The following is a 13,314-nucleotide window of genomic DNA, read 5'->3' as shown; positions in this document are numbered from 1 at the left end:
TAAAGGAGTATATTTTTTAGTCCTTAGAATCTTTTATAAATAGAGCAATAATAAAAGAAAGGATCATGAGAATGGGTATAAATATTAGAGTTATTTGAAATGATTCTAAAGGAGAATATCCAAAGTTTTGTTTCAAATGAGTAATAATAGTACCAGTAAGAGGTTGTAAGACACCACCACTTAGAGGTAGGAACATATTAACAATTGCAAGACCTGTGGCTATTTGTGTTGCAGATACAGTGTTTCTAAGAGCTGAGTAGTTAAGTACATGAACAGCTTGAGATGCTCCAAATAAAATACATAAAATAAAAGCTATAGTAACATTATGATTAAAGAAGATTAGATAAGTTACAACAAAAAAACCTATTATAGGAGATGCCATTAGGAATCTTTTTTCACCATCTTTTATAGAAGCTAGAATTCCCCATAGTGGGCTAGCTATACACACACCTATAAAAATTAAAGAAGTGCAAAGCCCAGCAGTTTCTTTTGAGAAGCCATATAATGTTAAGTAGCTCACACCCCATAAATCAGCAAATAAAACAGTAGTACCATAGATAGTGAAGCAATAAAAACCATTAAGCCATATTTGTTTATTTTGTAAAACAGTTATTATGTCTTTTAGAGCATTGCCTTTTTGTTGATTTAATTTATTTTCTTTTTTGTAGTCTGGGTGAACTTTTATAACAAAGATACTTAGTAATAAAACAATAAAAGATATGATAAATATCATAGCCATAATCTCAGAAATACTCATAAAGCTTGATAAAAATACTAAAGGAGCAGCAGAAAGGGTTGCTCCGATATATAATATAAATTGAGTCATACCTGTAAAAGCAGGGAAAAGTCTATTTGGTAGCCATATTGATATAGATTTAATAGCACATAAAATAGCAAACCCACCGCCAAAACCAGCAAAAACTCTATATATAACTAATGCTTTTTCAGAATGTGCGACTGAAGCAATAAGCATCGCAATAGAAAAAATGCTTGAGCTTACAACCATAACTTTTTTAACACCAAATCTATCAACAAGAATCCCTGCTGGTATCTGAGATATCATATATGCCCAATAGAATGATGAGCTAAATAAAGCAGTTGATGCTATAGTTAAATTATATGGTGCTTGTGTAAACTCAGTAAGTAGCGCTCCAGTTGAAGATCTTACAAAATATTCTAAAGCATAAAAGAAAGCGCAGATAAACCATATACTTAGTCCTAGCTTAGTTACCTTTTGTTTATACATACAAAAAAAGTCCTATAAAAAAGAAAATAAACAGATCATTGATTTAGTATATATAAAATAAAATGGCTATGGAATATATAGTTATTTGTTTGGCTATGGTTTACTAGATTTAGCAGGAACTATTCTAGTGTTATTTCCAGACATATAGATAGTTACTTGATCACCTATTTTGAGATTATTATTATTTTCTTGTAGTATTGCTAAGGTTTTTCCACTATTTAGTTTTATGGTAAATTGATATCCTTTTGAGGACGTAACAGCTTCTTCTGTTGCACCACCAGCGATACCGCCAACAAGAGCACCACCGATAGATCCAGCAATACTAGTGAATATGTTACCACTTCCAGCAAGAGCACCTCCAAGGCCTCCAGCTAGTCCTCCAACTCTAGCACCAACATTGTTGGAGCCTTTTACGTTAACTTGCTGAATATCTAGAATTTTACCCTGCTCTACTTGAGAAACTTGGCCTACAGAACTTGCAGAATAGCTTGGCTCTGTGCCTGAGCAACTTGTTAAGACCACACTAACTAGAAAAATGCTTAAATAAAAGACTCTTTTCATAAATAATCCTTATTTTGAAAGTTTAGTAGCAATTTCAGCAACCCTTTTGCCTAAAGTTTTACATATCTTTATTTCATCATCAGACATTGTTTTATTAGGAGAAAAAGTATTTAGATGAGATGCACCATAAGGAGTTCCACCAGTACGAGTGTGCTCTAGAGCTTGTTCACTATATGGGACACCCACTATTAAGCAACCATGGTGCATAAAAGGGATCATCATCGATAGAAGAGTGCTTTCATGTCCAGCATGCATTCCAGAAGCAGCAGTAAAAAAGCCAACAGGTTTGCCAATAAGGCTACCTTTAAACCATAAATCACTATGTATTTCTAAAAAGTATTTAAGTGGAGATGCCATATTACCAAAATATGCTGGACTACCTACGATAAGACCATCACAATTTGCAAGATCTTCTTTTGTTGCATATAGGTCACCATCTTCTGGAATTATAGGATCAACTTTTTCAGTTTTAGCAGAGATATTTGGGATTGTACGTATTATGGCAGTTGCTCCAGAAGCTTCAACACCTAGAGCAATTGTATGGGCCATTTTCTTTGTACTTCCACCTTGGCTGTAGTATAGTATTAGTATGTTTTTCATGTTGTGTATTCTATGTTTAATATTCGGTTGTGTAAAAAATATTTAATTATTTTTCAAAACTATTGGATTTGGGTATTTAAGGAATACCTCCGTAAGGAGTGCCCAACAGTAGCTGCATCGATAACGCTTGCAAGTTTGTTTGCTATCGTACCAGCTTTTTTCATTATAATAAATATTTTGAATGCTTTTAATGCATTTAGTTCGCTTTCAGATAGTTTACAGAATTTTTTATTTGAGAATATGCTTCCAGCAACAGCCACAACTGTTCAGCAATATATTACTACTCTTTCTGATAAGATGACGAGTTTACCAATTACTTCGGTTATAGTTCTATTAGTAGTAATCTTTTTGATGATTAAGAGGTTAGAAATTACATTAAATAAAATATTCTATGTAAATAAACAGAGACCTATGATTCAAAGTTTATTAGTATATTGGGCTTTAATGACAATGGGACCTATATTAATGGGTTTTGTTTTTATATCGACTACTTATGTTATATCAATGACATGGTTTTTTAAAGGAGTTGGTATTGAGCAATATTTATTAAATTTCTTGTCGCTTATTTTTTTAACGGGTGGTTTTTTTGTAGTTTATAAAATTCTTCCTAATACAAAGATTAATTCAAGAGTTGCTTTACTTGCAGCATTTCTCGTAGCTATAGTTTTTTCAGTTGCTAAGAAAGTCTTTTCACTATATATGTTTTATGTTCCTACATATTCTGTTATTTATGGCTCACTTTCCTTGATTCCAATATTTATTCTTTGGGTTTATATTACTTGGCATATAACTCTATTAGGCGCAGTTATGATTAGAGCTATGCAGTATATGAAGATCACTTTAGATTTCAAAAAAGAAGTTAAAAGAGATGATCTAAGCATAAGTGTTAATATTCTTAGGGATTTACATATTGTTCAGCGAGAATTAAAAAATGGTATGAGTATTTCTGATATTTATAAGAGTGCTGCAGTCGCTGATTATGATAAAGTAAAGCAAATCTTATATGATTTAGAAAAAGCAAATATTATTAGAATTACAGCACAAGATATTTGTTATTTAAATTGTGATGTTTTTGATCTTAGCCTATATAAGGTTTATTTGGCATTTAATCCAACAATTAACTTTAAAACCAGTACAATCAGGAAGATCAATACTATAAAATCTGATTTATATAAAGATCTTGATATAAAATTATATGAGTGTTTTTAAGTTGGTAGTTGTAACTTATATTATTTGAAAATCTCTTGATATAAAATTATATGAATGTTTTAAGGGTAGTTATAGCTTATGTTATTTAAAATTCTTGATTATTCAGCGCTTATAATAAACGTTTTGTACACGATATACCTTGCTAGATTAAAAGTATGGTCCTGGTCTTTAGGTATTGTTGGGGCTGTTATATTACTTTTTTTATTTGCTATGAAAGGTACATACTCGCTGGTCTTACTCCAGGTGGTGTATGTAATATTTTTTAGCTATGGGTGGTATAAATGGAGTACTCAAGGTATTGATAGTGATGATGTTATAAAATGGATGAAAGTATCAGACTATTTTCGTTATTTACTCTATATTATTGCTTTATGTGTGTTTTGTATCGCATTTAATTATTTTACAGATTCTCAGGATATTATTTCAACTGGTTTGTTGACAGGTATTACATTTACAGCAATTATTATGACTATAGAAAAATTCATGGAGAATTGGATAATTTGGATAGTTTCTGATTTATATTTTGTTTTTGTAATGTATCAGCAGCAATTATATGGTCAAGTTTTGCAGAATTTTATTTTTCTTATTACAGCAGTATATGGATTCTATTTTTGGCATAAAAATACAAAAACTATTGTGGAATCTGCATAATGATCGTAAAGGTAGCTTTAGCAGTTCCTCCACTATATCAACTTGATTACACCACAAATGAGAATGTTAGATTATTTGATAGGGTAGTAGTTAATGTTGGTAAACGTCAATTAATAGGTTTTATAATTGCCAAAGATATTAAAATTAATTATGAGATTGAGAAAGTTAAGCCAATAATTAAGCTTATAGATAATCCTATAAGTGTAAATGTACAAAAACTTATAACTTGGATTTCACAATATTACTGCTGTGATATATACAGTGCAATACGCTTAGCATTACCAAATGATTTTTTGAAAAGTGAAATCATTAAGCCTCAGCAAGATACTTATGTCTATATTGATTCTAAAAATCTAGAAAATCATAAGCTAACTCCTAAGCAACAAGATTTTATTAATCTTTTTAAACAAAATGATTCTATTAAGTATGAGGACTTAAAACAGTTAAGCTCTATATACGTTATTAATAAACTTTTTGAGAAAAAGATTCTTAAAAAGTCATATAAACTAAAAGAAACTTATAAGCCTTTAGAGGTTGATAAGCCTAAAGATTTATCTGAGGAGCAAGGTAATGTATTAGAGAATATATTATCAAGTAAGGGTTTTAATGTTTTCCTATTATATGGTATTACCGGTAGTGGAAAAACAGAGGTTTATTTACAAACTATAAAAAAATATTTAGATAGCACAAAACAAGTGCTAATAATGGTTCCGGAAATAAACCTAACTCCTCAGACGATAAAACGCTTTGAAAATAGATTTTCACATAAAAATATTGTTGCTTTACACTCTAAGTTAAGTGAAAAAGCAAGACTTACAAATTGGCTGAAGATAAAACAAGGTAAAGCAGATATTGTTATTGCAACTAGAAGTGGAGTTTTAGCAGATTTTAAAAACTTAGGAATTGTTATAATTGATGAGGAGCATGATAGTTCTTTTAAACAGCAAACTAGTACAATTAGGTATAATGCTCGTGATATTGCTATATTTAGGGCTAGTCAATTGGGAATTCCTGTAATTTTAGGGAGTGCAACACCGTCAATTCAGAGCTATTATAATAGTTTGACTGGTAAGTATAAGTTGCTGAAGTTACAAAATAGGGCTCTAAATAATCATAAAAATCAAATTCAGCTCTTAGATTTAAAATCAAGTATTGTAGATAATGGTATCAGTAACAAGCTTTTTAATCTTTTGGAACAAAATATCATATCTCATCAACAATCTTTGGTTTTTATAAATAAACTAGGCTATGCTAAAGCTCTGGTTTGTAAAAGCTGTGGTGAAGCTGTTGAGTGTGATAAATGTGATAAGCCATATACATTGCATACTCACCCATATCAGTATTTAGAATGTCATTTCTGTGGTTCTCGTAAGCCTTTAGTAACAGCATGCACAAGTTGTGGAGAACAGGAGTTATTTACTTATGGAACTGGTACAGAAAAAGTTCAGTCACGCTTAGAAGCAAAGTTTCCATATAACAAGATAGTCCGTTTTGATAGATCAAATATAAAAACCATTAATGATCTTCATAATATTAATCAGATGATTAATGATAATATGGTTGATATTATTGTCGGTACTCAGATGATTGCAAAAGGACATCATTTTGAGAATATTACATTAGTTGGATTAATAAATATTGATGCTGGGTTATATAGTACTGATTTTCATGCTATAGAAAGAACAGCTCAGATGATAGTTCAAGTTTCAGGTAGAGCAGGTAGGGCTGATAAGCCTGGTACAATATTGTTGCAAACTTATCAACCAGAGAATAAGCTTTTGAGTTTGGTAGTAAATAATGATTATCTGAAATTTCTTGATTATCTTTTGGAGCAAAGAAGGTATGCGTGTTATCCACCTTATTCATATCAAGCTCAGATAATAGCAGAGTCAAAAAAAGAACAAGATGTTTTAAACTTGTTAAATGATATTTATCTAAAGCTTAAAGATTATGAATGTGTTCAAATCTCCAAGCCACTGCCGGCACTACATTTAAAAAAGAATAATACTTATAGATATAGTTTATTACTTACGTCAAAAAAGCGTAGAGAAATAAACTTATTAATCAAATGGGTTAATCAAAATATATGCGGTAGCATTAAAAGTAATATTAAAGTTTATTTTGATATTGATCCTATTGAATTGGGCTAGATTTTTTTGCTAGTGACCATAAGAAAATAGCGAAAATCCCAATACAGATAAATATAATAGCTATTTGAATCATATTTGTAAGTTTTATGTATGAAAAAAGTATCAGTCCCACTCCGGTGAAGAACATTTTTATGGAGCTTTGAGTAGCACTAGCTATGCCTTTATCTTTTGTTAAGTTTTGCATGCACATTGATAGTATCAAAGGTGCTGCGACACCACATAAAAAAGCCGTACCAGCTCCAAAAATTATTATAGTGATAATATTTGTATATATTTCTAATATTAGAATAAGGACTATAAAGTGAATTAAATATAGTTTAATTAATATGCTAAGAATTTTTTCAGATGAATACTTATAAAAATAACGTTGAAGACAAAAAGCCCCAGTAGCTAGGCTTAATGCATAAATACTATTTATAAAACCATTAGTTACAACATTAATATGCAAGTTATGTAGTACAAAAGGGAGCATGTTATAAAAGCTTATGGAATAGACATATACTAGCGCAGAAAATAAGCACATAATAAAGAAGTATTTATTCTTGAAGAAGTATAGATATTTGTTAACAGTATCTTTTAAGTTTATCTTATATTTTATAACTCTTAGGGTTTCTGGCATCAAGCTAAGGATAAGTAAAAAAGCTATAATATTTATAAGCATTAATGCAATTAAAGAGAATCTCCATGAACTAATAGATTGTATAAACGCTCCTAAAACAGGTGCAATACATGGGGAAACTTGACTTGCTAGAGCATACATCGAGAATGATTTTTTTAACCTTTTGGGATTGTGTGAAACATCAGCAATTATAGACCTGCTAATTACAGCACATCCAGCACTACCTATTGCAGTTGCTATTCTTCCTATATAAAAAGAAATTATCTCTTGAGAAAATGCGGTTATCATTATTCCTAATATTGTTATGCTTAGAGAGATTAAAACAAGCTTTTTGCGCCCGAATCTATCACTTAAAAAGCCATATGGTAATTGAAAGATTCCAAGAATAAGCATGTATATTAAAACACTATTTTTTAGTATTGATTGTGATGTGGCAAAGTCTTTTTCTATATATGGCAAAGAAGGGCTTATAAAGTCTATAGACATTAAGCCTATCAATACAATTAAACCACTAAAAACCAAAGAGATACGATATGCTTTAAGCATGGTTTATTTATACAGTTTAGGAATATCTACATATGATAGCATGTGCTGAAAAATAATAGTGTAATTGATTATGAGTATTTAAAACTTAGATTTATATTGTTGCTGTGTAAAAACTATAGTTCCAGAATCTTCTACGTATAATAAATCCTAAATATGATTGATACATCTATTATTAATTATAGTCATGTGCATAGAGTTGCGATTTAACACTATTAAGGCACAGTAAAAATATAATGAGGGAAAGAAGCTGTATGGGAATAGTCTATGTTTATCTCTATATCATTAGTTTTATTGCTTCTCAAATCTTAGTTTATAAATTAGGACAAGATTATAATGCATTCTTTGTCTTATTTTTTAACTGTACAATAGCAATAATTTTTTTTAATTTTATTGAAATTTGTAGAGGAAGATTACGAGAAAATTTCCGTATTGTATTAGGAGCTAAGAGAAAGGATTTTATTCTTGTTTCAATATACGTGTCACTTATGTGGGTTTTTAGTTACCTTGCAACAGTAGAATCATCCGCACGATTTAGTATAACTATAGATTTTCTTGCAGCTTTTGCTTACGTAAATATTATGTCTAGGAAGATCTCTCTATCAAATTTTGTAAGCTCTAGTTTATCTTTTATTGCAATTATACTTTGTATTGTGTTTATGCCAGAGCGCTCTGTTATTGGTGTTATAAGTGGTATATTAACAGGTGTTTTTACGGGGTTATATCGTATAGCAGCTTTTAATTTTTCTATTAAGCATAATTTTTCTAGCACAGCGATACTCTCTGTTAGACTTTTCTTTTTATGGTTTATCTCTCTAGTATTGTGGTTGACTTTTGGTAATGATATTGTTGCTACCGTTGTCTCAATATGTTCTATTAATATTATTATAATATTTATTATTATGGCAATGCTTGGAATGATCTTGCCTACATTATTTAGCCAAATCGCTTTATGTAAACTTAAGCCTTATTTATACTCTCGTTTTGTTACAACGATGCCTGTAATTGTTCTTATTCTGCAAGGAATAGTTATGGGAGATTGGAGTATTCCGGCATTTATTACTTGTTTGATCGCTACTGTAATTTTAAATTTAGAGTCTTTTTTAAGTAGAAAATAATTTAAGCTCACACGATATTAATACCTTATTTAATCTTTAGGATATTATCTAACGCATAATAAGAACTAGGTTTTTAATAGAAAAAGAATGAATGATATCAATAAAGCTAATTAATCTTTATTATATTTTTTAAGTATATCAGGATTATTTTTTAACCATTGATTAAACTGATTCGCTAGCTTCTTATCTTGCGGTGTTTTGTTGAACATAAAAGCTTTATAGGAACTACTTTTATCTATTTGAACAGGTATTTGGCAGACTTGTGGATTAATAGAATGTTGATATGCAATTTCTACACTATCAGTAATCATTATATTAGGATGTATATTGCCTAAGCCATTAGTTATTGATTTTATCGCTAATTTATTATCATTTATTATTAGAAGGTTTGCATTTTTAAGTATTTGTAATGCGAAACTTTCATTAGTGCCACCTCTATTTTCAATGACTAACGTTTTTGAATTATCAATATCTTCAAAATTTTTGTATTTACTTAAATTTTTGCAGTCCGTCATAGCAGCTTTTCTAGAGGTAGCTAATGGTGTAGAGAATACAAAGTCTTTTTGACGTTGTGGAGTTATGGTCATACCTCCTACAAAAACTTGAAACTTATTAGCTTTAAGATCATCAGAAGCAGTTTTCCAAGAAGTTTTAACAAACTTAACATTTTCTTTTTGAGTTTTAGCAAACTCTTTTATAAGCTGTATGTCTTTACCATTAAATGTATTAGTTGTTTTATCATAGTTGGAAAAAGGAAGATAATCTCCTGTAGTTCCTACGACAATATCACAATAGCTGAATGTGAAAAAAAATAAGCTTACAATTATTGTATAGAAAAGCTTTCTCATAATTAATTTATATTTAAAGTTATTGATTATTAGATTTTATACTAATAAACAGATGAAAAAAATATTTGATAGTAAAATTTGTAAGTATTAGTCTTCTCTTTTATCCATTTTACCTGCAACAAAACAGCCTATGCCAACGGCAGCAAATGCTGAAATTATCCATACTAAATAAAACATAATAAATCTCCTTTTTAGTACATCTCATGTGAGTGAGCTTTAATTTCTTCAGCAGATATTCTACGACCATTCGCCCACATTTTCTTATATACAAAGAATGTATAGCTAAATACTATTGGAAGTATGATAACTGCAGCTACAAGAATACCTATTAATGAAAGTTGACTACTACTAGCATTAAATACTGTTAAGCTATATTTATAGTCACCAACATTAGATACCATAATGAATGGGAATAATGCAAAACCAACAGTTAGAACTGCACCAAGTAGTGAAGCTAAACTTGCTAAGAATGCAGAGCCATCTTTATCTTTATTGTTAAATACGATAACAAGTATAGCACCAACAAAAGTTAAGATTGGAGCAAACCACATCCACACATGAGCATGGTTAAAGTTGTAGTACCATGAATGAGCAGATGTTATCTGACCAGCTGTGAAAGCATGGTTTAATGCATCTGATGCATATGCAAGGCTAGGATCTGTAGTGTATTGATAGCCTGGTATAAAAGATATCCATATCGCAGCAACTATTAATAATACTATATATATAACAGCTGTAACATTACTGATTCTTTTGAATCTGTCTCTTAGCACACCTTCAGTTCTAAGCTTTCCATAAGTAGAGCCATGCATTAAAGCCATATTTAGAGCAAATACACCAAATAATAAAGCAAATGGTGTTAATAGGTTTAATAACGTAAACCACATAGACTGGTATTGGCCATTAGTTACTGTACCATAAATTAGTCTAGCTGTGTCATCATAAGATATTGGGAAACCTAGATATAAGTTACCAACAGCAACACCCATTACAACTATAGGAATAATACTGCCTAGAAGAAGCATCCAGTCCCAGAAGTTTCTCCATTTATCGCTATCAATTTTCTTTCTATATTCAAAAGCAGGTGGTCTTAAGAAAAGACCCCATAATACAACTAGTATAGCTATATATAGACCAGAAAAACTTGTAGCGTAAACTTGTGGCCAAATAGCAAAAATTGCACCACCAGCTGTAATAAACCAAACTTGAGAACCATCCCAAGTAGGTCCTACAGTATTTATGATAGCTCTTTTTTCATAGTCATTCTTACCAACAAATTTAGCAAGAATACCTATACCAAAGTCAAAACCAACTGTTGCAGCTACTAAAAATATAAGTACCCCAACAACTAGCCAAGAGATAATTTGTAAAACATCTAATAACATTTATCTCTCCTTATTTATCTTTGTTATTTTGTTCAAAGTGATACTTACCAGAGCCTAGTGAGCTAGGTCCAAGTTTTGCATACTTAAACATTAAGAATAGTAATACTGCAAATAGAGAAGTATCTATCAGCAAGAATATCAGCATAGAAGTACCAACATCACCAGCTGTTAAAGCTGATGAACTTATGCTTGTAGGTAGCTGATCATAAACAGTCCAAGGTTGGCGACCATGCTCAGTTACAAACCATCCACATACACAAGCAATAAATGGTAGTGGAATTACCCAAGGCATAACTCTTAAGAAAAGTTTACTGAATTTAGTATTGCCAAGAGAGTTTCTAGCTAAAAGCACTAAACCAACAACCATTAGTATAAATAGTAAGAAACCAATTCCTACCATTATTCTAAATGTCCAGAAGATACCCCATACATCAGGAACCATATTTGTTGCAACTTGCTCTACAATTTCTGGATTATTAGCTAATTTAGCGATTGAAGCAGAGTCAGCCTTACCATATTTCTCTTGAGCAACTTGAACAAGTAGCTTACCAAAGCCCATATATCTTTGATATTGAGGATTGTTATAATTTGTATAACTACTATCAGGAGTATCACCTTTGTGACCAGACTCTCTCCATTTTAGAAGATCAGCATAAGCAAGACCACCATCTCTAATCATTACAGTAGCAGCAGGAACTTTCTCATATTTTTGAGGGTTAGCAGCAGCTACAGCTGGGGAAACATCAGCAGTCTCACCTGTTTTGATATTTCTGTAGTAAGCTAGGTTAGGATCTCTTTTACCATTTACCATCTCTCCGTACAGTATAGCTTTAACACCAGGAACATCGGCAGTTGTTGTATGTGTAGCTATTAGACCAAGAGCCATAGGGATTTCTATGTTGAAATTATTCTTTTGAGCTTCTTGATCAGGAAATCCTATAGCATTAAATGCTGCTGGAGCTGGGGAAGTATCCCATTCAGCTTCAATAGCAGCCATTTTTAATGGTTGAACTTTCCAAGCATCTTGTCCATTAGCATCACCAAAGAATATAGCCATAGTACAAGCTACGATACCAAAGCCTAAGCCAACAGCCAAAGATCTCTTGGCAAACGCAATATCACGGCCTTTAAGTAGGTAGTATGCACTAATACCTATAACAAAAGTTGCACCAGTAGTGTATCCCGCTGTAATCACATGCCCAAAGTTTGATTGAGCAGTAGAGTTTAAGAATACATCTAATAAGCTAACTGTTTCCATTCTCATCGTTGAAGCTACAAACTCAGAACCAACTGGATGCTGCATATAACCATTTGCAACAAGAATCAGTAATGCTGAGAAGCTAGATCCGATAGCTAAACAGAATGTTGAAAGTAAATGTTGTTTCTTCGATAATTTATCCCAACCAAAGAAGAATAAACCAGCAAAAGTTGACTCAAGCATAAATGCTGCCATACCTTCGATAGCTAGAGGAGTACCAAATATATCACCTACTGACTGCGAGTAGTATGACCAGTTGGTACCAAATTCAAATTCCATGGTTAGACCAGTGATAATTCCTAGAGCGAAGTTTATTCCAAGTAATTTACCCCAAAACTTCACCATGTCTTTATAAACTTCTTTACCTGTTCTTATATACATTAGTTCCATTGTGAATAAAATCCACGTTAGTCCTAATGTTAAAGGAACAAATAAGAAGTGAAATGATGCTGTTAGACCAAACTGCAATCTTGCTAAGTCAACAGACATGAGCGTTGGTAACATAATGTTGCTTCTCCTTATTGATATTCGAGTAACGAAGGTTACTTTTTTCTAAAAATAGAAATTAGGAAAGAAAAACTGGCTTGCAATTAGTTAGTCATTTTTTCCTAACCTTTAACTATACGCGTAAATTGTAACATATTAATTGCTCAAATCAAAAAATAAATATGCCTGAAAGCATTGAAAATAAAGGATTTCACTATACCAAAATGGTATAGTTTAGTTTCAATTGAACAGAGTGTTGAGAGATAAAGTAATATTTATATGCATGATAAGGTTTTTGGAAGTATTTTAATGATTGCAACAATAAAATTTTTTTTAGTAGTAACTCGTTTTAAAATGGATTGTTAAGAATATTATGAAATATGTGAAAAGAAAGCTAAAGATAACATGATAGGTGATGAAAAAGACAATGATCTAATGGTTTTGGACCTTGAAACCTTAAATTTGGCAGTAATTGTGGGTAGAGGTTTGTCCGGTAAGTCAAATGCTGGGTCAATAGCAGATGATGATTCAATTAGTAGTTTTTCTAATACAGAAGAAAATGAAAAATTTTTATAAGATTTTGTATGAAGGATGAGGGGTATGAAATAACTGGATGGAGTTAGAATTAAGTCAGATTTAT

The 13,314-nt window shown here is 31.2% G+C and carries 13 protein-coding genes; 5 read left to right on the top strand and 8 right to left on the bottom strand.

What is annotated here, in order from left to right; translation table 11 throughout:
- Window positions 1-16 precede the first annotated feature (16 nt).
- The 3 genes from R8535_RS04555 to wrbA all read right to left on the bottom strand — a co-directional run bounded on the left by R8535_RS04555 (window position 17) and on the right by wrbA (window position 2,407).
- Window positions 17-1,246 carry an MFS transporter gene (locus tag R8535_RS04555; RefSeq protein ID WP_329496894.1) on the bottom strand — a complete coding sequence of 410 codons (1,230 nt, stop codon included), beginning with the start codon at window positions 1,244-1,246 and terminating at the stop codon, window positions 17-19.
- A 93-nt stretch (window positions 1,247-1,339) separates the two neighbouring features.
- Complete coding sequence (locus R8535_RS04550) at window positions 1,340-1,807, bottom strand: hypothetical protein (protein WP_329496896.1); 468 nt, start codon at window positions 1,805-1,807, stop codon at window positions 1,340-1,342.
- Window positions 1,808-1,816: 9 nt separating this feature from the next.
- The gene (gene wrbA, locus R8535_RS04545; RefSeq protein WP_329496898.1) at window positions 1,817-2,407 is read right to left on the bottom strand and encodes an NAD(P)H:quinone oxidoreductase; all 591 of its coding nucleotides are present in this window, start codon (window positions 2,405-2,407) and stop codon (window positions 1,817-1,819) included.
- Between the two features lie 12 nt (window positions 2,408-2,419).
- Between wrbA and R8535_RS04540 the strand changes: the two genes are divergently transcribed.
- The 3 genes from R8535_RS04540 (at window position 2,420) to priA (ending at window position 6,417) form a co-directional block, all read left to right on the top strand.
- On the top strand, window positions 2,420-3,616 hold the full coding sequence (locus tag R8535_RS04540; RefSeq protein WP_329496899.1) for a YihY family inner membrane protein: 1,197 nt from the start codon (window positions 2,420-2,422) through the stop codon (window positions 3,614-3,616).
- A gap of 78 nt (window positions 3,617-3,694) precedes the next feature.
- Window positions 3,695-4,267, top strand: a complete 573-nt coding sequence (gene pnuC / locus R8535_RS04535) for a nicotinamide riboside transporter PnuC (RefSeq protein WP_329496901.1) — start codon at window positions 3,695-3,697, stop codon at window positions 4,265-4,267.
- On the top strand, window positions 4,267-6,417 hold the full coding sequence (gene priA / locus R8535_RS04530; protein ID WP_329496903.1) for a replication restart helicase PriA: 2,151 nt from the start codon (window positions 4,267-4,269) through the stop codon (window positions 6,415-6,417). Before pnuC ends, priA begins: the two co-directional genes overlap by 1 nt.
- Here the strand turns inward: priA and R8535_RS04525 are convergent.
- A complete protein-coding gene (locus tag R8535_RS04525; RefSeq protein WP_329496905.1) occupies window positions 6,401-7,582 on the bottom strand; it encodes an MFS transporter in 1,182 nt (393 codons plus the stop codon). The two genes, priA and R8535_RS04525, sit on opposite strands and share 17 nt — an antisense overlap.
- 233 nt (window positions 7,583-7,815) lie before the next feature.
- Here R8535_RS04525 and R8535_RS04520 point away from each other — a divergent pair, with 233 nt between their 5' ends.
- Window positions 7,816-8,697: a hypothetical protein gene (locus tag R8535_RS04520; protein WP_329496907.1), complete on the top strand. Its 882-nt coding sequence runs from the start codon at window positions 7,816-7,818 to the stop codon at window positions 8,695-8,697.
- Between the two features lie 110 nt (window positions 8,698-8,807).
- Here the strand turns inward: R8535_RS04520 and R8535_RS04515 are convergent, their stop codons facing one another.
- The 4 genes from R8535_RS04515 to R8535_RS04500 all read right to left on the bottom strand — a co-directional run bounded on the left by R8535_RS04515 (window position 8,808) and on the right by R8535_RS04500 (window position 12,692).
- On the bottom strand, window positions 8,808-9,545 hold the full coding sequence (locus tag R8535_RS04515) for a transporter substrate-binding domain-containing protein (RefSeq protein ID WP_329496909.1): 738 nt from the start codon (window positions 9,543-9,545) through the stop codon (window positions 8,808-8,810).
- 87 nt (window positions 9,546-9,632) lie between these two features.
- Window positions 9,633-9,722 carry a cytochrome bd oxidase small subunit, CydX/CbdX family gene (locus R8535_RS04510; RefSeq protein ID WP_072711217.1) on the bottom strand — a complete coding sequence of 30 codons (90 nt, stop codon included), beginning with the start codon at window positions 9,720-9,722 and terminating at the stop codon, window positions 9,633-9,635.
- A gap of 14 nt (window positions 9,723-9,736) precedes the next feature.
- Window positions 9,737-10,930, bottom strand: coding sequence for a cytochrome d ubiquinol oxidase subunit II (gene cydB / locus R8535_RS04505; RefSeq protein WP_329496912.1), 1,194 nt, complete (start codon window positions 10,928-10,930; stop codon window positions 9,737-9,739).
- Window positions 10,931-10,940: 10 nt separating this feature from the next.
- Window positions 10,941-12,692 (bottom strand): cytochrome ubiquinol oxidase subunit I, encoded by a 1,752-nt coding sequence (locus R8535_RS04500; RefSeq protein WP_329496914.1) that lies wholly within the window; start codon window positions 12,690-12,692, stop codon window positions 10,941-10,943.
- Between the two features lie 387 nt (window positions 12,693-13,079).
- Between R8535_RS04500 and R8535_RS04495 the strand changes: the two genes are divergently transcribed.
- Window positions 13,080-13,250, top strand: a complete 171-nt coding sequence (locus tag R8535_RS04495; protein WP_329496916.1) for a hypothetical protein — start codon at window positions 13,080-13,082, stop codon at window positions 13,248-13,250.
- Window positions 13,251-13,314: the final 64 nt, after the last annotated feature.

Origin of the sequence: Francisella sp. 19S2-4, from assembly GCF_036281795.1 — a bacterium.
Taxonomy (GTDB): Bacteria; Pseudomonadota; Gammaproteobacteria; order Francisellales; family Francisellaceae; genus Francisella.
Note: the sequence above shows the minus strand (reverse complement) of the source record. Positions and strands in the feature narration are given on the sequence as shown.

Excerpts from the sequence above, each read along its gene's own strand:
- R8535_RS04555 (WP_329496894.1), bottom strand. The coding sequence starts at position 1,246 with ATGTATAAACAAAAGGTAACTAAGCTAGGACTAAGTATATGGTTTATC.
- R8535_RS04550 (WP_329496896.1), bottom strand. The coding sequence starts at position 1,807 with ATGAAAAGAGTCTTTTATTTAAGCATTTTTCTAGTTAGTGTGGTCTTA.
- wrbA (WP_329496898.1), bottom strand. The coding sequence starts at position 2,407 with ATGAAAAACATACTAATACTATACTACAGCCAAGGTGGAAGTACAAAG.
- R8535_RS04540 (WP_329496899.1), top strand. The coding sequence starts at position 2,420 with ATGTTTAATATTCGGTTGTGTAAAAAATATTTAATTATTTTTCAAAAC.
- pnuC (WP_329496901.1), top strand. The coding sequence starts at position 3,695 with ATGTTATTTAAAATTCTTGATTATTCAGCGCTTATAATAAACGTTTTG.
- priA (WP_329496903.1), top strand. The coding sequence starts at position 4,267 with ATGATCGTAAAGGTAGCTTTAGCAGTTCCTCCACTATATCAACTTGAT.
- R8535_RS04525 (WP_329496905.1), bottom strand. The coding sequence starts at position 7,582 with ATGCTTAAAGCATATCGTATCTCTTTGGTTTTTAGTGGTTTAATTGTA.
- R8535_RS04520 (WP_329496907.1), top strand. The coding sequence starts at position 7,816 with ATGAGGGAAAGAAGCTGTATGGGAATAGTCTATGTTTATCTCTATATC.
- R8535_RS04515 (WP_329496909.1), bottom strand. The coding sequence starts at position 9,545 with ATGAGAAAGCTTTTCTATACAATAATTGTAAGCTTATTTTTTTTCACA.
- R8535_RS04510 (WP_072711217.1), bottom strand. The coding sequence starts at position 9,722 with ATGTTTTATTTAGTATGGATAATTTCAGCATTTGCTGCCGTTGGCATA.
- cydB (WP_329496912.1), bottom strand. The coding sequence starts at position 10,930 with ATGTTATTAGATGTTTTACAAATTATCTCTTGGCTAGTTGTTGGGGTA.
- R8535_RS04500 (WP_329496914.1), bottom strand. The coding sequence starts at position 12,692 with ATGTTACCAACGCTCATGTCTGTTGACTTAGCAAGATTGCAGTTTGGT.
- R8535_RS04495 (WP_329496916.1), top strand. The coding sequence starts at position 13,080 with ATGATAGGTGATGAAAAAGACAATGATCTAATGGTTTTGGACCTTGAA.